The organism is Archangium minus, from assembly GCF_044360475.1.
Lineage (GTDB): Bacteria > Myxococcota > Myxococcia > Myxococcales > Myxococcaceae > Archangium > Archangium minus.
The window spans coordinates 1,628,601-1,647,153 of sequence record NZ_CP043494.1 but is presented as its reverse complement, the minus strand read 5'-3'; the positions used below and the strand labels follow the sequence as shown (position 1 = coordinate 1,647,153).

14 protein-coding genes are annotated in these 18,553 nt (G+C 66.7%); 7 read left to right on the top strand and 7 right to left on the bottom strand.

The features are described 5' to 3' along the window. Positions 1-836: 836 nt before the first annotated feature. From F0U60_RS06910 to F0U60_RS06895, 4 genes are all read right to left on the bottom strand, one after another. Complete coding sequence (locus F0U60_RS06910; protein WP_395815650.1) at positions 837-1,787, bottom strand: alpha/beta hydrolase; 951 nt, start codon at positions 1,785-1,787, stop codon at positions 837-839. Positions 1,788-1,811: 24 nt separating this feature from the next. Continuing rightward, positions 1,812-2,480: an NAD(P)-dependent oxidoreductase gene (locus tag F0U60_RS06905; RefSeq protein ID WP_395815648.1), complete on the bottom strand. Its 669-nt coding sequence runs from the start codon at positions 2,478-2,480 to the stop codon at positions 1,812-1,814. A 67-nt stretch (positions 2,481-2,547) separates the two neighbouring features. Beyond that, positions 2,548-3,021: an AtaL-like protein gene (locus F0U60_RS06900; protein WP_395815646.1), complete on the bottom strand. Its 474-nt coding sequence runs from the start codon at positions 3,019-3,021 to the stop codon at positions 2,548-2,550. Between the two features lie 42 nt (positions 3,022-3,063). Next, positions 3,064-3,933, bottom strand: a complete 870-nt coding sequence (locus F0U60_RS06895) for an SDR family oxidoreductase (protein ID WP_395815644.1) — start codon at positions 3,931-3,933, stop codon at positions 3,064-3,066. 121 nt (positions 3,934-4,054) lie between these two features. On the opposite strand from F0U60_RS06895, the gene F0U60_RS06890 reads away from it, so the two are divergent. From F0U60_RS06890 to F0U60_RS06865, 6 genes are all read left to right on the top strand, one after another. Then, on the top strand, positions 4,055-4,948 hold the full coding sequence (locus F0U60_RS06890) for a LysR family transcriptional regulator (protein ID WP_395815642.1): 894 nt from the start codon (positions 4,055-4,057) through the stop codon (positions 4,946-4,948). A gap of 192 nt (positions 4,949-5,140) precedes the next feature. Further along, positions 5,141-5,578, top strand: a complete 438-nt coding sequence (locus tag F0U60_RS06885; protein ID WP_395815640.1) for a hypothetical protein — start codon at positions 5,141-5,143, stop codon at positions 5,576-5,578. A gap of 92 nt (positions 5,579-5,670) precedes the next feature. Then, a complete protein-coding gene (locus tag F0U60_RS06880; protein WP_395815638.1) occupies positions 5,671-6,552 on the top strand; it encodes a LysR family transcriptional regulator in 882 nt (293 codons plus the stop codon). 135 nt (positions 6,553-6,687) lie between these two features. Then, positions 6,688-7,296, top strand: coding sequence for a hypothetical protein (locus tag F0U60_RS06875; protein WP_395815636.1), 609 nt, complete (start codon positions 6,688-6,690; stop codon positions 7,294-7,296). 327 nt (positions 7,297-7,623) lie between these two features. Continuing rightward, positions 7,624-8,715 (top strand): glycoside hydrolase family 5 protein, encoded by a 1,092-nt coding sequence (locus F0U60_RS06870; RefSeq protein WP_395815634.1) that lies wholly within the window; start codon positions 7,624-7,626, stop codon positions 8,713-8,715. Positions 8,716-9,138: 423 nt separating this feature from the next. After that, positions 9,139-9,801 carry a hypothetical protein gene (locus F0U60_RS06865; protein WP_395815632.1) on the top strand — a complete coding sequence of 221 codons (663 nt, stop codon included), beginning with the start codon at positions 9,139-9,141 and terminating at the stop codon, positions 9,799-9,801. 135 nt (positions 9,802-9,936) lie between these two features. Here the strand turns inward: F0U60_RS06865 and F0U60_RS06860 are convergent, their stop codons facing one another. Further along, positions 9,937-11,247 carry a hypothetical protein gene (locus F0U60_RS06860; RefSeq protein WP_395815630.1) on the bottom strand — a complete coding sequence of 437 codons (1,311 nt, stop codon included), beginning with the start codon at positions 11,245-11,247 and terminating at the stop codon, positions 9,937-9,939. A gap of 286 nt (positions 11,248-11,533) precedes the next feature. Next, complete coding sequence (locus F0U60_RS06855) at positions 11,534-12,988, bottom strand: hypothetical protein (RefSeq protein ID WP_395815628.1); 1,455 nt, start codon at positions 12,986-12,988, stop codon at positions 11,534-11,536. 393 nt (positions 12,989-13,381) lie between these two features. Here F0U60_RS06855 and F0U60_RS06850 point away from each other — a divergent pair, with 393 nt between their 5' ends. Then, complete coding sequence (locus F0U60_RS06850; protein WP_395815626.1) at positions 13,382-17,077, top strand: TIM-barrel domain-containing protein; 3,696 nt, start codon at positions 13,382-13,384, stop codon at positions 17,075-17,077. A 390-nt stretch (positions 17,078-17,467) separates the two neighbouring features. Here the strand turns inward: F0U60_RS06850 and F0U60_RS06845 are convergent, their stop codons facing one another. Then, complete coding sequence (locus tag F0U60_RS06845) at positions 17,468-18,259, bottom strand: DNA alkylation repair protein (RefSeq protein ID WP_395815624.1); 792 nt, start codon at positions 18,257-18,259, stop codon at positions 17,468-17,470. Positions 18,260-18,553: the final 294 nt, after the last annotated feature.

Sequence of the window (18,553 nt, the reverse complement as noted above, 5' to 3'; positions counted from 1 at the left end):
TCGAGAACCGGCCAGCAGCCCACTCCGTTCGGCTTGAAGACGGTGCTCCAGACCTCTGGTGCCACGAAGAACTCATCGAAGACCCAGTGGAGTTGAAGAATACCATTGCACCCCCATCCTGGCTCGGACTTCATCTGGAAGGGAGCCTTCTGCTCCAACCCAATGCCACACTGCTCACAGAAACCAGACCGCGCATAAGTTGCATCCCGGTAGCCGAAGTGGGCCTCGTCTGGCTGAGGGTATCCATGGTGCCAGCTCGGCTCCAGCGCGAGCCAAGAAGCCTCTGCCAACTCCCTCTCCGAGAACTTCGTGCTGACGATGTCCACGGCCCTTCTCTTAACAATCCACAGCCGCAGGGCGGACCACGACTCGTGGGTCTCATCTACCTCGAAGGTGACCAACCCGCTCGCCCCCACGACAACCCCCAGGGCCGCCAGTTCCCCGCGAATCTCGGGCGTCGATGTGATGGAGATGCGATGGATGATCTGCATCGTTGTTTCACTCCATGGGCCAGCACGTAGCGAAGCCGGCCTACCATCGCCTCATCGTCCAGCACCGGCTCCGCCGAGTAACGCCTCTCCCAGAAACCGCCGCTCCAGTCCACCAGCCTCCCTACCTTCCTGGACAGATTGGAGCGCAAGTACTGCATGAAGGAGGCGAGCGCGGCACCCCGCGCCCACACCAGCAGGTGGAAGTGATTGGATGCGAAGGTGAAGGCGTGCGGCCGTATGGTGCCGGCACTCTGCTGGACGGCTCGCGCCAGCACGCCTCCCACCACCCCTCGGAATGACTCGAGGAGCGGTCGGTTACCCGTCTACGCCCAGTTCCGTTCTGGCTCAAGACCCCCGTTGCGAGTCCTTTGACACCCCCTTCGCGGAGCTTCGCGCCAATAGCCCGGCGAGGAATATCCCGATGTCCTCCAGTGCCTCGGCGGCCGCATGTAGCATCGCAAAATTCGAGGGAAAAACGTGAGTCATTCCCTCCCAGACGTGGACCTCGCAGCTCCGTCCGGCTTGTTCGGCCTTTTGCGCGAACCGCAGCGAATCATCCAGCAACACCTCGGCGTCGCCCACATGGATGCGCACCGGTGGCATCATCGAGAAATCGCCATCCAGCGTGGCCAGCCGCGGATCCTCGACACGATGTCCGCCGAGATAGGTCGCTGCAGCTTCAGCGAGCGTCGCTCTGGACAAAAGGGGGTCTTCATCCGCGCGAGAGGACATGGATTCTCCGGAGACGGACAGGTCGATCCACGGCGACATCGCGACGACGCCGAGGATCCGATCGGATTTCGCCGTGCCGCCCGTCAGGAACGAGAGCGCAAGACCGGCGCCGGCGGAATCACCGCAGAGCGCGATACGCTCGTAGCCACGGGCCAACAGGCCTTCATGAAGCGCGCGGATATCGTTCGTCGCGGCGGGAAACGGCCGTTCCGGAGCAAGCGCATAGTCCGCGACGAATGCCGCGGCGCCCGCCCGCTCGGCGATGTGCCCGACGAAGTTCCGGTAGGCCGCCGCCGAACCGATCACATAGCCGCCGCCGTGCAGGTACAGAACGACAGCCGTGTCGTCCGCATGCTTGGGACGGCACCACCAGCCTGGTACGCCGCCTACCTCTCCCTGCTCGAAGCTGACCGTCTCGGGTGGGGGCGTGCGGGCGATGATCTCGTCGAACGCGGCGCGACTCGCGGGCTCGAACTTGAGCTTCGGCGCCCCGGCGAACAAGGCGCGCATCGCCTGCAGGGCCTGCGCGTCCGATGAACTGATTTCGTGCTTGATGACAGACATGTTGGCCTCCATTCCTGGTTACTTTCACCAGGTGATCAACGGGGAACGATGCACCCAGGTGTCGTCGCGCACCTGGTCCAAAGCAAACCTCGCAACGTCTGCTCGCGAGATGGTTCCGCCATGGAAGCTGGAGAGCTCCGTGAGCGCGCGGATCGTGTCGCGGCTGGGCTTATTGGTCAGGACGGAGGGGCGAACGAGAACCCAGTCGAGCCCGCTGTCTCTGACGATGGTCTCCTGCCGATTCTTGTCGGCGTACACCTTGCGCAAGAGAAGCGGGAAGATCAGGTTGTCAAAAAGAAAGCCGCCGTGCCCAGCACTGTCACCGGCGCCAATCCCTGTGATGCAGACCAGACGTGAGACTTGCTCGAGCTTCATTGCGCTCACGAGCGCCCGTGTCGCGGTCGAGAGAAGTGTCACCTCGCGGAACGGGCTGGCCGGTGTGCCGAGTACACTGATTACGGCGTCCCGGCCTTTGAGCGCCTGACGCAAGGCCATCTCATCGCGGGCGTCTCCGACGATGAGCGTCGCCCCCTTGAGCTCACTCGCCTTCTCGGCTGAGCGCACGAGCGCGGTGACGTCGTACCCTCGCGCCACCGCCTGGCTGACGATCAGGCGGCCGGTGCCGCCGGTCGCTCCAAGGACCAGAATCTTCGGTTGGGGTGTCCGGATGTTGTCGGTTACGGAATCTCGCATGGTAGCTACCTCGGAAAGCGGGACGCCTCCGAGGAGGCAGTCCCGTCGTTCATGTCCCGGGTGATGATCAGAGCCGGCCCTCGGCGAGCAGTCCGCGGGTCCGTTTCAGCGTTGACAGCAAGGCACTCTTGTAGCCCTTGTCGCCGTCCATCCATTCTTGTTCGGCCTGCTCTTCGGGGCCGTTCGGCGCCTTGCCGCGCAGACCGAGATAGCAGTAGAACCGAAGGTGAAGCGCGCCGGCTTCGTCCTCGAACAGCTCGTTGATGATCGCACCTTCGCGCGGACCGGTGACCTGGAAGAAGGTCACCTTGCTCTCCGGCTCGAAGGTGATGATTTCGCGCAAATCATCGCCTGCGATCGTGGCTTCACGCACGATGTGCGTCACGCGCTCCTCCACCACATCGCAACGGGTGCAGACGTTGGGCGGGAGAAACAGGCGGGCGTCGCGGGCCTTGAGGACCAGGCCTTTCCATGCCTGCGCGCGGGTCAGCGGGGTCTCGCCCTCCGGATTCACCGGAACCGTGGCGGTTGAATAGATCATGATGGAATTCCTTGTTGTTGGGGTTGCGTATTGCCCGTGCCGTCAGGCCGAGGCCGCGATCTGGGAGACGAAGTCGCGATAGGAGCGCAGGGGACGGCCCAGGAGCGCGGTCAGGCGCTCGACGTCGCCGGCCTCGGGGATCATTCCCTCGGTGAGAAAGCGTTCGCTCATCAGCCGCATGTCGAAGGCCATCCAGCTCGGCATGAACTTGCGGAGGTTCTGCTCGAACCCGCCGGTGTCATCGCCGCCATAGGCGATCGTGCGACCCAGCACCTCCGACCAGATGGCGGCGGCAGCCGCGCCGGTCAGCGTATCGGGACCGACGACATTGATCCGCTCGAGCGGGAGCGGCCTGGTGGCCCGCTCGCGGCGGATGAGCTCGATGGCCGCGAGCTCGCCGATGTCGTGTGCATCGACCATGGCGAGGCCCTTGCCTCCGATCGGCATCGGGTAGACACCGTATCCGAGCACGACGTCCTTGATCGTGAGCTCGTTGTTCATGAAGTAGGCCGGGCGCAGGATGGTGGCGTTGAAGCCCATCTGCTCGATCATCCGCTCGACGCCGAACTTGCCCGCGAAGTGCGGCACGTTCACGTAGAGGTCGCTGTGGAGCACCGACAGGTAGACGATCCGCTCGACGCCCGCCTTGCGGGCCAGGTTGAGCGCGATCAGCGCCTGCGTGAATTCATCGGGCACGACCGCGTTGAGCAGGAACAGGGTGGAAACACCCGCGAACGCGCCGCGGAGCGAGTCGACGTCGAGCAGGTCGCCCTGCACGACGGTGACGCCCGCCGGGAAGTGGGCCTTCGCGGTATCGCGGACGAGCGCGCGCACATCGGCGCCACGCTTCACGAGTTGATCGACAACGTGGCGGCCGACTGTGCCGGTTGCGCCGGTAACGAGGATGGTCATGGGGATCTCTCCGGGTTCGAGTCAGAAGACCCCCTATAAATGAGCGATCCACCTCTGGACCGACAGATGTTATCCTTGGACGGGCCGTCTCACTGGTGGAACGGTCTCCCTGGTGGAACGAATGGATCTGCTCGCCCTCGCTGATTTCAATCTCGTCGCCCGGCACGGAGGGTTCGGACGAGCCGCACGTGCCGCTGGGCGCCCGAAGGCGACCCTGTCCCGCCGGGTCGCGGAACTGGAGGCCAGCCTCGGCCTGCGCCTGTTCGAGCGCGGGGCGCGCACACTGAAGCTCACCGAGGAAGGACGGGCGCTCTTCGAGCGAGCGGGGGCATTGCTGACCGAGCTCGACGAGACCGCGGCGGCGATCGCTTCGGGTGGGGAAAAGCCGCGAGGCAAGTTGCGGATCAGCGCGCCCCTGCTCTTTTCACAGACCGCGATGGGTAAGCTCGCGGCCGGCTTCGCGCTGAAATATCCGGAGGTCCGGCTCGAAATCACGACGGAAGATCGGACCGTCGACATTGTCGAGGAAGGTTATGACCTGGTCATCCGGGTCAATCCGGATCCGGATGAAAGCCTTATCGGACGAATCTTTCTGCGCGATCGGCTGGTAGTCGTCGCGAGCCCGGGCCTCGCTCGACCGGCGGGCAAGGTCGCTGTTCCGGCTGTAGTGCGAGGGGCGGGCGACCGGAGTGCAGCCTGGGATGTCATGGTGCCCACTGGAAGATCACGCATCGCGATAGAGCCAGTCCTTCGCCTGTCATCGCTCATCATGGTCCGCGATGCTGTCCGAGCGGGCGTCGGCGCCGGACGCCTCCCCGTGTCACTCGTCAGTCACGATCTGGCTGCCGGCACACTGGTGCATTGGGGTGATGTAGACGGGCCAGACATCGCCCTGTGGACGCTCTATCCATCGCGGCGGCTGCTGAGCGCTCGTGTCTCCGCCTTTCTCGACTATTTGAAGGAAGCTTTTCCTATGGGAACGCCTGACGAGCTGGCGGCCTATATCGGGGCGTAAGACGGGTATCGGGAGGGCTTACGGTCGCGGCGTTGTCCGATGGGAGCCCGACGGGCGGGCCTCCTCGGGGCCCTCCTGCACCGTCCCATGCGTGCCTCGCGGCCCTCCTGGACCACCACCTACCCCGGCCCTCTCCCTCAACAGGGCTCCCCTGCTGCTATGCTCATGGCGTGATCTCGTGGAGATGACCTGATGAATTTTCGCTTCTACCGTATTGGCGCTTGGTTATGGATCATCACCGGTGTCGTTCACAACACGGCCGACGTCGTATCGCGGCTGTTTCCCTCGGCTGCCAAAGAACCGGTCAGCACCGCTCTGCGCAACCTGCCCTTTGAACTGCTCGGCATGCGCAGCGACTACTACAGGCTGACCACGGGCTTCAGCCTGGCGATGGGTACGTCGATCGCGCTCGCGGGTGTCCTGTTCCTCTTGATCGCCCGCTTAGCGGCGGATACGGCCGACCGGGCGCGCCCAGCCTGCGTCATCGGCCTTGCCGCATCCGTGTGCCTTCTCGCGCTCACGGTCACTGTGCTGCAGCTCCCACCACCGATCGTCACCTTTGCACTGGCAAGTCTCGCCTTCGCGGCTGCACTATTCGCCCCGACACGGGTCGGCGTCAGCCTCGCCTAGCAGGGGTCTCCCCCAAGCAGGAGAGGAGGAGGTGAGCGAGGCACCTGAGGCGCGTCTGCACCGGCCCGGCGCAGCGGGGAGATGGGGGAACGATGCTGCCGGACCTGGAGTCGCTGCGCTGCTTCGAGGCCGCCGCCGTGCGGCTCAACTTCCGTGACGCCGCCAAGGCGGTGGCACTCTCCCCCGCCGCCTTCAGCGAGCGCATCAAACAGCTCGAGTACCAGGTGGGCCGCCCTCTCTTCCAACGCACCACTCGCCGCGTGTGGCTGACCCCCTGCGGAGAGGCGCTCCTGCCGCAGGCGCGCCGGACGCTGGAGGAGGCGCGCCGCTGCCTCAGCGCAACGCCCCGGCTGCCCTATGCGCTGACCATCGGAACACGCTTCGAGCTCGGCCTGTCGTGGCTGACGCCGGCGCTCACCCCGCTCCGCCGCGCCCACCCCGAGCGCACGCTGCACCTGACGTTCGGCGACAGCGCGGAGCTGCTCTCGGCGGTACGCCGAGGAGCGGTGGACTGCGCGGTGAGCAGCGTGCGCCTGGCGGGTGGCGACTTCCGCTACGCCCTGCTGCACGAGGAGCGCTATGTGCTCGTGGGAGCCCGTGCCCTGCTGGACGAGCGGCCGCTGCGGCGCGCCGAGGATGCCCGGCGGCACGTGCTCCTCGACGTCCACCCCGACCTGCCCCTCTTCCGGTACTTCCATGATGCCCGGCCCGCGAGCCAGCGCTGGGACTTCGCCGGCCTGGAGTACCTCGGCACCATCGGGGCAGTGCGCCTGCGCCTGCTCGAAGGCTGCGGAGTCGCCGTGCTGCCGCACTACTTCATCCGCGAGGACCTTGCCGCCCACCGGCTGGCCGTGCTGCTGCCCCGCGCGGACATCCTCCACGACCACTTCCGCCTCATCTGGCGCGCCGGCCACCAACGCGAGTCCGAGCTTCGCCAGCTCGCCGAGGAGCTTCGGGCCTTCCCCCTGCGATGAGCAGCCGTTTGTTCCGTGCAGCCGAACAGTGGCGTTCACGTCGTTCTGATTCTACGGGAAAATCAGGTCTGGCATGCTTTCCCCATCGATGCGGCGGCCCAGGTGGCGCGGTCGCACGAATGGGGAGGAATGCACATGCGGTCATTTCATTCCGTGGTGGGTAGCGTCGTCGCGGCATCGTTCGTCTGGGCCTGCGGAGGCGCCGCGGTGGCATCGGACGCGGAGGCCGTCGGAGCACGGCCAGAATCGGTCCGAGCCATGGCTCAGGAGGAGGCGCTGACGGGCACGTGCCTCGCGACCGCGAGCGGGTTCGACAACGCGGTTCCGGAGGACCTGGTCCACGCCGTCGCGGCCAGCTACGTGAGCGACTACCGGATTGCCGTGCCCGGCGCCATCGAGCTGACCTGGGCGTACGGCGCCGTTGCCCACATCCCGGCCCGGGCCTCCATGGAGCTGACCAGCCCGGACGGCTCGCAGGGGTGCGAAGTCCCGGAGGTCTCCTTCGGAGACTCCGACAACCCCAACGACACCCTCCCGGCCAACGCGGAGTTCAAGGCGGCCCAGCGACTCTACAACGCCATGACCCGCGCGCAGCAGACCACCCTCGGGCCGGGCTGGACCCGTCGAAGCTCGCCGCAGGGGCTGGTGAAATGCGAGCGCCTGGTGACGCGGGACTACGACGAGTTCCGCTGCACCTTCTCGCGCGCCAGGAGCACCATGCCCAGCTTCAGGCCGTGCCGGTAGCGGCCACCGCGCCGGGCACGGCGACCTGGACCATGGCGGGCAGCGCCTCCACCAACGAAGAGGCGCGCAACTGCGGCCATTTCTGGTCCCCCACGCAGGTGCGGGAGGGGTGCGAGCGATTGTGGAGCACCTGGGCGTGCGCGGCAGCATATTCGCCCTCCGTTGGAATCCCTTTCAACAAATACGCAAAAGCCGATAAAACAGGAAAATCCAACCTAACAAGGAGACACTGAGATATCCTGCGCGCGCTTGACGATGAGCCAAGCCGTGCGGGTGTCTGTCTGAAAGACACCCGCGACGACATTGCATACATCTCGAGAGGCGCGAATGAAGAGGAATCCGGTTGCAGGCGGCAGGGGTCTGAGCGGCTGGCGGGGTCTGTGTGTGGCGGTCCACCTGACGCTCCTGGGTGGGTGCGGAATCGAGGAGCCCCTTCCTTCCGGGGAGCGGCCACCGGTGGTCGTGGAGCCTGGCCCCACCGCCCCCACCTCGCCCGCCACGCCCACCCACCCGACTCCGGCGCCGCTCGCCTCGCCCGTGGCCACGAACGGCAGGCTCCAGGTGGTGGGCAATCAAATCCAGAACCAGAATGGCGTGGCCGTCCAGCTCAAGGGGATGAGCCTCTTCTGGAGCCAGTGGGGCGGTGCGTTCTACAACGCCTCGGTCGTCAACTCGCTCACGGACAACTGGAAGGTCACCGTGGTGCGCGCCGCCATGGGCGTGGAGGAAGGCGGCTACCTCACCAACCCCGCGGCGGAGAAGGCCCGGGTGAAGACCGTCGTCGACGCGGCCATCGCCAAGGGCATCTACGTCATCATCGACTGGCATGATCACAACGCCACGCAGCACACCGCGCAGGCCAAGGCGTTCTTCACCGAGATGGCGCAGCTCTACAAGAACACCCCCAACGTCATCTTCGAAATCTTCAACGAGCCGGACTACGAGTCCTGGAGCGAGGTGCGCGCCTACGCGGTGGAAATCATTGGTGCCATCCGCGGCGCCGGCGCTCCCAACCTCGTGGTGGTGGGCACGCCGACCTGGTCGCAGGGCGTGGACGCGGCCGCCAGCAACCCCATCACCCAGTACCCCAACGTGGCCTATACACTGCACTTCTACGCGGGCACGCACGGGCAATGGCTGCGTGACAGGGCGGCCGCGGCGCTGTCCAAGGGCATCGCCCTGTTCGTGACGGAGTTCGGCACCTGCGACGCGTCCGGCAACGGCAACCTCAACCTCAACGAGACCCAGCTGTGGATCGACTTCATGAACAGCCGCAAGCTGAGCTGGGCCAACTGGTCGCTGCACGACAAGCCCGAGACCGCCTCCGCGCTCGTCCCCGGCGCGAGCACCACCGGCAACTGGCCCGCCTCGGCCCTCACGCCCTCCGGCACCTTCATCAAGCAGAAGCTGTTGCAGTAATCCGAGAAAAGAGACAGCAGTTCTTCAACCCTCCCAAGCTGAAGCCCTCACCCGAACGAAGCCCTCGTTTCACGCCGCTTCGGCCCTCCTCCTCTCCGCCGCCATGGTCGGCTGCGGCGGCTCGCTCGGCGAGGCGGACGTCGCGGGCCCGAGTCTGGAGGAAGGCCAGGCAGAGAGCGCGCTCGAGCTCCGCAAAGGCTCAGGTACCCCCGCCCCCACGCTCGCGTGCGCGCCGCTGTGCAATGGGAGCTGCACCCCCATCGATCTCGCGACCATCAACACCAACGGTGCAATTGAGATCGCGCTGACGGATCAGTATGTGTACTACGGCGGCGGCTATGGCTCCGAGGTCAGCGACGACGAGGTAGGCAGGGTCCCAAGGCCGGCGGCGCGAAGACCATCCTCATCGATGGGCTCACGTACGTGACCGAGCTTGTGGGAAGCGGCCCCTACGCCTACTTCGTCGGCAGTGATCCCGGCCTCAGGAGCAACTTGAACAGGGTGAACCCTGACGGCACCATCACCGCGCTGCCGATCACCGGCGGCTACCCGTCGGGGGTCGCGGTGGACTCGACCCATATCTACTGGATCGGCAACAAGCAATACGACATCTACGCCCAGCCGCTCTCGGGCGGGACCGCTTCCCTGGTCGTCCCTCATGATCCTGTTCTGGGCGGGCTGCGGACGTCATTGTTCGCGGACGGCGATAGCCTGTACTACCGCGAGCTCGGCTCTCTCTCTTCCACCATGAAGGCGCCCAAGTCTGGCGCCGCAGCGCCGACCAAGTTCGCTCGGACGAGCTGGTATCTCGACTTCGACGACGCCAACGTCTACTACGCCGGTAGCGGGGTCTACAGAATGCCCAAGAGCGGCGGCACTGCCGTCCAGCTCGCCACCACGGGGACAAGGGTCGTCGTCGATAACGAGAGGATCTACTGGCTCGATGGAACAGCCCTCCGGGCGATGTGCAAGGACGGCACCGGCGCCCAGGTCCTGGCGTCCACCGGCGAGCGTTATAACCTCGCCGTGGACAGCACGGGGGTCTATTGGGCTGGCGAGGGCAAGATCCGGAAGATCGCAAAGTAGCCCGCCTGCGGCGCTGGGGGGAGAGCCCGGCAGCGCAGCGCAGGAGCGAGCTCGGGAAGGGCAAGAGCGCTGGCGACGTCGAACCGACGTCGCGCGCGCGGCTCCCCGAGCTCGCAAACCTGCGACGCTACCCTCTCAGTAGTAGTACATGTCCCCCAGCTCTTCGTTGATGCCGAAGAAGGGACTGAACACGAAGTAGTTAGCGTCGCCGACATTACCGCCCCAGAGGATACCGGCGATGGGATTCTGGGTGCCGTCCCAGGTGAAGACGGGTGAGCCACTGTCGCCAGCATCTGTGCCAGCGGCGACGCCGTACTGGCAAAGGTAGTAACGGCCCGCGCCATTATCATACATCGTGACACACGCCTCCTGGATGGGGCCATAGGTCCACCCTGTGGTCTGGCCGATTTTCTCGAAGTCCTGGCCCAGAAGGGGAGCACTGGCGAAGCCGCGGGGGTAGAACACGGGGGAGGAGGAGTTCACCGTCAAACTGCAGTGTGTCGATGGCAGAGCGCAGTAGTTGATGGTCTGGGCGATTGCCCCAAAGTCCGTTGAGGAGGAGGCCACGAAAACCGCATCACTGTACCGGCAGAGCTCGCCGGGCGGGCAACGCGAATCGTGCTCCCTCGTGAAGTAGGGAGGATCCAGCTTCTCCGTGCCGATTGCCCAGACACCATTGCTGAAGCTCGTGTTCTCCACGACTCCAGGCTTCGGGGTGCAGTGGGCATTGGTGAGGAAGCCAAACTGCCCCAACCTGCTGCTGTAGACGGGATAGCCCATCGTGCATTCAATGTAGCCAGCGAATACTCCTGTCCAGATCTTGTAGCCACCCGGCACGGGACGCACCTCGTCGTCCAATGTCCTCAGGGCCCTGATCGGGGACCTGATGAAGACATTCAGGGCGTCTTCCGGCAAACCCAGCTGTGCCCAGTAAGCCTGGGTTTGGGCCACGGCCTCTTGAGTCAGCACGCCCACCGACACCCGGTTGGCGCGCTCGTCGACATCGAGGCTCTGGACAGAGCCGAGGGTCAACACGCTCGTGGCGTAATCGCGGAAGCGGACCAACTCGGAGAAGCGAAAGCGCGCCGGCTCCACCACCGTAGACGAGGGACTGCGGGTCCTGACCCTGGAGCGGGAGCGGATGTTGGCGATGGCATTGCCAATGTGGCGAGCCGTCTGCCGCTCCCCCTCGGCGGCGCCGGCCGTCAGCAACACGTGCGCCGTGCCCTCCTTGTCGAGGTAGAAGCCGCCCATGTTGGGCATCTGCTTCTCCAACTCGAGCAGCGCTTCATCCGTGTTCGGAGTGGTGGAGAGGACCTGCAGCGCCCTGGCCGCCGCGTGCTCGAGTGCCGCGCTATTCGGAAGCGCTTCCGCGCCCGAAGCTGCCGTGAACGAAGGACTGGCCACAAGAAGCAGACAGGACAGCAACTTTTGACGCGAATTCATCATTCCTCCTGGGGGTGTTCCAGAAACACGCGGGCTGTTCTTGAGCTTAAACCGCACCCGGTGAGGAAAGGAGAGCGTCCACTGTCGAGAGGGCACGTGCGGCAGCACCCGCTCCACCTGGTGCACCGCCGTCACGTGCACCCACTTCGCGTCGCAGGACGGACACACCCCCGGTGAGTGTCTAGTGAGTTGAGACGCTGGGGACTGATGCTGGCTGAGCGAGGAACTCGGCTTGGGAGCAGTGCTGCGGCTCGCAGCGTTGTACGAGGGGATTCTGCTCGGGTGGTTACGCGTAGCGTACCAGGTGACGGAGGCGCTTGACCTCATCGCGGAGCTGGTCGCGTACCTCCGCCACCGTGCCCGAGTACTCGAAGATCGGATCCTTGCGGTCGATGGTGGTCGCCGAGAATCCACCACTGAGCGAGCTCAGTCCTCTGCCGAAACCCTTGGAGTACCCGGTGACGTCGGTGTCGTACGGCGTGAGGGTCGCCTCGAGCTCCGTGACTTCGGCGAGCTGGTTGAAGGCCGTCCCGAACTGACCGCGGAGGAGGGACTCGAGACCGCCCGAGCCGAAAACCTCGTCCACGCCACCGGTGAACTCGAGCTTCGCCTCGGCCTCGCCGCCGAGCTCGCCCACGATGGGCAGCTTGCCTTCCGCCTTCACATCCGCCGCGAGCGACACCGAGACTTCACCGGAGTGCACGGCCGTCGTCGCGATCTCCTCCACGACCCCGTCCGGGTCCTCCAGCACGTCGCTGACGCTGATGCCCTCGGGGAGTTCGAAGCTCTCCTCCACATTCAGCTTCACGTCCCCACTGAGCTCGCCTTTGACGCCCGGGATCGAGCCGGCCGTCTCGGCGGAGATGCTCGTGTACTGGCTGAGCACCAGCTTCGGTGGCCCGTCGCCGAACTCGAGGCGCACGTTCGCGCCGAGCTCCTGTGACGTGCCCCCTCCAAGCGAGGCGCGCTTTCCGCCGCTCAACTTGCCGACGAGGTCGGAGGACGTGTTCGGGTTGAGCTCGAGTGCGGAGACGTTGTCGAGCAGCGCGGGGTAGTTCGGCGTCGCGCCATCGAGGGCACCCTCGATTCCGCCGTCGATGAATCCTGAGACCCCGCCGACGACGGGGCCCAGGAACGTCCGGGCCGCCTCTGCCGCTTCTTCAGCGCTGTCGAAGGTGAACTCGACGGTGGCGCTGGAGTTCGTGAACCTGTCGCCGGAGAGCTTCGCGCCCTTCTTCTCGAGGCTCGCCATCACGCCCGCTCCCGCTTCGCCTTCGACCGCGAGCGTGTACGTGCCGTCCTCGTTCTTCGTGATGGTCTGCGTGCCTTCGAGCCGTCCGCCGATGCCGTACACCGAGCCGTCGATGCTCGCGCTGAGCTGGTAGCTGTCGCCCGAGCCGAGGTCCTCGATCTGGTCTTCGATCGCCAGGAAGTCGACCTTGTCCTTCAGAGTGTCGATGACCTTGCGTCCGATGCCGGCGACGAAATCGATACTGCGCTCCGCGGCCTCGGCGATCTCCTCTCGCGCGGTGGAGAAGGGATTGAGGAGGAAGGGAACCGGCGACGGGGAGTCGATGAAGCTGCTGACGCCGTCGTAGACTTCGGCGGCCTGAGTCGTGGCCGCGTCGAGCACCTCTTCACCTGTGTCGATGACGGAGTCGACCGTCTCGGTCACGGCCTCTTTCGTGGCGTTGTAGGCGTTGGTGACCGGGTTGTTCTTCAGCAATCCGCCGATTCCCATGCGCGTCTCCCGTGGTGGGTTTTCAGGGAGTACGCGCGTGTGAATATTCGGGTTACATCGAGGTGGGCCAGCGGAGACAGCGGTGAGGGTGGAGCAGGTGCGAGGGCCACCTCTCGACAAGCCGGCCTGCCCGTGCCTCATCCCTGAGCTCCCGTCAGCACTCAACGCCGTTCCCAGAACGTGCCTCTTGACCCGTTGACACGGGCAACGATCCGGTCGAACGTGACCGACCGTGCGCCCCTCTGCCACCGCTTGGTTGCTCCTTCGATCGCGCTCTGCCGTGACAACGTTGACGAGCGGTGGCGCAAGCGTCAGTGGACGGCGGCCATGACCGCGTACAGGGCCACATCGGCTCGACAACATCGACAACATCAACAACAGAGAGGTCGTCGTATGACGGTGCTCAGGAGAGGAGCGGGCCGCGCGCGTACGTTCGCGCTGCTCGCAGCGATCGCGTCAGCTTCGGCGGCTTGCACCGCGCCCGCGACGCCCCCGGATGCCCCACAGCCCCCGGACGCCCCACAGCCCCCGGCCACCAATACGGCTGTCATCTCGGGCAATGCCCGCTTCGAGGTGCTCAGCCCCACGCTCATCCGCACGGAGTACGCGGGTGACGCCCGCTTCCTCGACGCCCCGACCTTCAACGCCATCGGGCGGGACGGCTTCGGCAAGACGAGCTTCACGACGCGTACCGAGGACGGCTGGCTCGTCATCGACACCGGCGCGCTGACGCTGCGCTACAAGGTGGGCTCCGGCCAGTTCACCGACGAGAACCTCGTCATCAGGCTGAAGGCCGGCGCGCAGGACGTCGAGGCGCGCCCCTGGGCGAGCCGGGTCATCCCGACTTGCGCGCTCGGCGTGCTCTGCGAGGCAGAGGGCCTCGTGCTCGAAGGCATCAGCGAGGCGCGCGACCACACCGGCTTCACCGGCACCGGCTTCGCCGCGGGCTTCGAAGGGACCGGGACCCGCGTCACCTTCCAGGTCGCGCCCGAGGCGGGCGGCTCCTACGTCCTGGACCTGCGCTACGCGAACGGACTCGGCGACCCGCGCACGCTCACGCTCACGGTCGACGGCGGGTCGGCGCGCCAGTTCACGCTGCCGCGCACCGGCAACTGGGACTCCTGGGGCCACGTGTCACTGCCCCTCAACCTGACTGCCGGGCCGCACGTGGTTGCCCTGACGCGCACCAGGTCCGACACGGGCCAGCTCAACATCGACAGCCTCGCGCTGCTCAAGCCCGGCGACGCGTACCCGCAATCGCCGAGGACCTGCGGTTTCGGCAAGCGCTGTGAGGCCGAGGACCTCGCGCTCAACGGCCGGATGCACCTGGCGACCAACCACCCCGACTACACCGGCAACGGATTCGCCGCGGGCTTCGAGGGCGTGGGTGACTCGATTGGCTTCGACATCGACGCGCCCGCCGCTGGCGACTACGAGCTGACCGCCCGCTACGCCAACGGCTTCGCGTCGCAGGCCGGCGTGACGCTGACGGTCGAGGGCGGTTCGAGCACCCCCGTCCCCATGCCGTCCACGGGCAGCTGGGGCGCCTGGAAGCCCGTCACCGTGCCGGTGCACCTCGCGGCCGGCACCAACCACGTCACGCTCGTGCGGCAGGCGACCGACGCCGGCAACGTCAACATCGACAGCCTGGCCATCGGCCCGGCCGGCACGGGCCTTCCCGCGCCTGCCAGCATGGCGGGTGAGGACTGCGGCTTCGGCGGCATCTGTGAGGCGGAGTCCGCGGGCCTGTCCGGCGGCGCGAGGATCGCCAAGGACCACAACGGCTACAGCGGCAAGGGGTTCGCGGCTGGGCTCGACGTCGCCGGCTCGCGGATGACCGTGCGCGCGGTCGACGTTCCGGCGGCTGGCACATACTCGCTGCAGCTGCGCTACGCCCGCGGGCTGAAGACGCCGGGCGCGGTGACCGTGCAGGCAGGTACGGGCGCGGCCTCCACCCTCACGCTGCCGCCCACGAGCGACTGGGACAGCTGGCGGACGGTGCGTACGGACATCACCCTCCCCGGCGGCACCAGCGACGTGCGCCTGAGCTGCCCGCAGGCCGGCGGGTGCGCGATCAACGTCGACACCGTGGCGCTGACGAAGACCGACGCGCCGCTGCTCGCGCCGCACGCCGCGCTCGGCGGCTACCGGCGTGGCCTCGACGCCTTCGACGGCGACAAGGGCAGCGCGATCCTCAACCCAGGGCTTCTCTACCAGGACGGCTGGTCGCTGCTGGACGACACCGCCTCGGCGGCGTACGACCCGGCGTCGCGGAAGCTCACTCCCCGCGCCGCGCACCCTGGCGGCTACCAGGACGGCTACGTCTTCGGCTACGGCCAGGACTACCAACGGGCCCTCGGCGACCTCGCGAAGCTCACGGGTCCGTCGAAGCTGCTGCCGCGCTGGGCGTATGGCGTCTGGTTCTCCGAGTACCTCGACCGCACCGCGGCCGACTTCCAGGAGGACCTGCTCCCGACGTTCCGCAAGGAGGGCGTGCCCCTCGACGTCCTCGTCGTCGACACCGACTTCAAGGCCGGCAACGCCTGGAACGGCTGGGAGATCGACACCAGCAAGTTCCCCGACCCCGAGGGGTTCTTTGACTGGGCGCGCTCGCAGGGCCTGCACACGACCCTGAACATCCATCCCAGCATCCTGCCGACCGACCCGCAGTTCGCGGCCGCGCAGGCGACCGCGAAGGGCAAGCTCACCAAGCACACCGGCGGCTGCTCGGGCGGTGCCGCCGAGTGCTACACCTTCGACTTCGGCGATCCTGACCAGTTGAAGGCGTTCTTCGGCTTGCACGACACGATGAAGCAGCAGGGCACCGACTTCTGGTGGCTCGACTGGTGCTGCGACGCCAGCGAGGCCAACATCGACGGCGTCACCGGCGACGCGTGGATCAACCAGCAGTACACCGACTACACGAACTCCAGCATCGGCCGCGGCTTCGCGTTCTCCCGCGCGTTCGGCTCGCTGCAGGCGGGCGGCTACAGCAACCCGACCGCGGTGCCGACCGGGCCGTGGGCGGACAAGCGCACGACGCTGCCCTTCACCGGTGACACCACCTCGACGTGGGGGACCCTCGCGGCCGAGGTCGGCTTCACCTCCGGCGAGGGCGCCGCCACCGGCCTGTCGGCGATCAGCCACGACATCGGCGGGCACAACGGCGGCCTGTGGGGCATCCCCGGCTCGGACGTCGTCGACGGCCAGCGCACGGACAAGCTGCCCGACGACCTGTACGCCCGCTGGGTCCAGTTCGGCACCTTCCAGCCGATCGATCGCCTGCACAGCAACCACGGCGACCGGCTGCCCTGGCAGTACCCGGGCGCCGCGGGCGAGTCGGCGAAGAAGTTCCTCAACCTGCGCGAGGCGCTCGTGCCGTACACCTATACGCTCGCGCGTGAGGCGGAGGCGACCGGCGTCCCGGTTGTGCGGCCGACGTACCTCGCGTACCCGACCGAGCAGGACGCGTACGCGACGGCCGGCAGCGAGTACCTGTACGGCTCGGACGTGCTCGTCGCGCCGGTGACCACGCCCGGGAACACCGCCACGACCACGGTGTGGTTCCCGCCGGGCAGCTCGTGGACCGACTGGTTCACCGGCAAGACGTACGCAGGCGGCACGACCCAGAGCATCACCACCGGGCTGGACACCATGCCGGTGTTCGTCAAGTCCGGCGGGATCGTGCCCACGCGCAGCAAGGACGTCACCAACGACGTCCAGAACCCGCTGGACGCGGTCACGCTCACGGTGGCGGCGGGCGCGAAGGGGCACGCCAGCCTCTTCGAGGACGATGGCACGACCTCCGACCGCACGCAGAGCACCCGCACGGACATCCGCTACACCGAGGGCGACCACAGCGCGGCGCTCCGTGTCGACGGCCCTGTCGGGTCGTTCACCGGGCAGGTGCAGAAGCGCGCGTGGACCGTGCGGTTCGTGGGTGCGCGGGAGCCAGAGTCGGTGACCATCGACGGCAAGGCGGCGCCGGCCGGCAGCTGGACCTGGGACGCCACGAGCAGAGTCCTGACGGTCAAGGTGGCCGAGCGTCCGACGAGCCAGGCTGTGGACGTGGCCTACCGGTACAGGTAGGACGCGTTCGCCCCGGGTCAAGGCGGCAGGCCGTTGCTCCCTCAGCTCTGGCGGCCTCCTTCTCCTGCTATGCTTGGGGTGGCCGGTATTGCGTTCCAACCCCACCTCGCCACCCTCGCCCAGGATGCACACATGGCTGTCCCGCTTGTGCACGTCGAGGCCGATGGACTCCATCTCCCACGCCCCCCACTTCGGCGGTCACGTCCGTGCCGCCGCAATGTAGGGCTCGGTGGGCCTCCACGCCCCCGCCGCGTCCTGTCCTCGATTCCCATCCCTTGGGACGAGGACAACGAATAGCGACGAAGAGCCGAGCCTACGCCCAATGATGAGGCGCAGCTCGCCTTGGGGGACCCAATCAATCCTTGTCGGACCAATTTGGACGAAATGATGTCAGCGCGCTCCCTTCGGGGCAGATGGCCTCTTCCCGGCGCTCTTCTTCCTGACCGGAGCGGCCTTCGCCTTTGCGGCCGCATCCATCGCCTTTCGTGCCGCGGTCTTCTCGCCTCGACGCAGCGCGAGCGACGCCTCGATCCACTCCGGCGCGTAGCTCGACGTGCAGCCCTTCGGGATCGGTCGCGGGTCCCACCGGCCGAGGCGCTCGCCGATCGCGATGGCCTCCGCAGTGTACGCGGGCAGGTGGATGCCGATCCAGACGAGACAGAAGTTGATGCCCTCCTTCACCCGGTACGGTGCAGGCGGCAGCTCACGCTCGATACGCGCGAGCGTCGCGCGGACGTCGAGGTCCTTCGCGAGCCCGCGCGCGATGCGCCCGGCGAGGATTCTCCACCCGGCGCGGCGGGGAAGCTCCTTGCTGCCGTCCATCCATCGCACCTGCAGCGCCTCGGCGATGGGTGCATGCACGAGCACGCGTCCGACGAGCTCGTCGACCAGGGTCGGGTTCGAGAGCGGCTCAAGGAGCGCGCGCGCCTCCTTCTCGGTGAGCGCCGCGGGATCGAGCAGCATGCACGCCAGGATGCGCGCCTCGTGGTTGCCCGTCGCCCACAGCTCCAGGCCGAGCCCGTGGTTCGTCCCGAGCGCCTCTGCGAGGCCGCGGATCTTGCCGAGCAGCACGCCGAAAACGTTGTCGCCCGCGCCATCGCGCACGTAGCGCTGGCGCACCTTCTCGTCGCCCTGATCCTCAAGCTGCTTCATTACCTGGGACAGCGTCATCGTTTTCGGCATACGAGTCTCCTCAAGTGCAGTCTCTCACCCGATCGAGGAATATTGACCGGTGATATCGGGGGCCACCACACCAGGCACGCTTCATTCCCCCATCATCGAGGTCTGAATGCGTTCAGGATTGGTCGTACGCCGCTGGCTCGTCGCGAGCGCGATGTCGCTGCTGGTTGGTTGCGGTCCGGAGGTACTCGAGGAGAAGCACACGCAGGAGCCGGTCACGTCCAGCGAGCAGGAGATGGTCGGCGGCACCAGCACAACGCTCAGCGGCAGCTGCGATGGGAACGGCGAGGTACTGTG